Origin of the sequence: Vibrio sp. 10N.261.52.A1 (genome assembly GCF_002876325.1) — a bacterium.
GTDB lineage: Bacteria > Pseudomonadota > Gammaproteobacteria > Enterobacterales > Vibrionaceae > Vibrio > Vibrio chagasii.
In genome coordinates, this window is the sequence record NZ_MCYD01000033.1 from 1 (window position 1) to 415 (window position 415).

A 415-nucleotide genomic window follows, 5' to 3' on the forward strand; every position below is an offset into this window, starting at 1 on the left:
GATACGGTGACCGATAGCCACGATATCTGCCGTGAAACCAAGGTCTTCCATCAGGCCTACCAATTTGCCAATAGCAATCTTGTGGTGGCTACCTTCACCCTGAATAGCAATTTCAGTTTTCTCGCCTTGGTATTTCCAGCTCATACGAGCATCTTCAAGACCAAAACACTCCCCTAAGCCACTCAACACTGCTTCACCAGAAACAGAATCAATGACAGCAAATTTTAGGGATGAACTACCCGAGTTAATAACCAGAACAAACGAATTAGACATTGGATATGGATCCTGTTTCAGTACGAATTAGATGAAGTGTTTACTTCAATTTTAGTTAAGTCCATTATTCAATAATTTTTGAATCTTTCAACTTTTGTTTTGAAAAAATCACCAAATGAACACAATTAAGTTGATCTTAGTC

General features: G+C 38.6%; 1 pseudogene. It reads right to left on the bottom strand.

Features of this window, described 5'->3' with window-relative positions:
- Positions 1 to 273, bottom strand: a pseudogene (locus tag BCT81_RS00425) (acetate kinase); the annotation flags it as partial.
- Between the last annotated feature and the right edge of the window lie 142 nt (positions 274 to 415).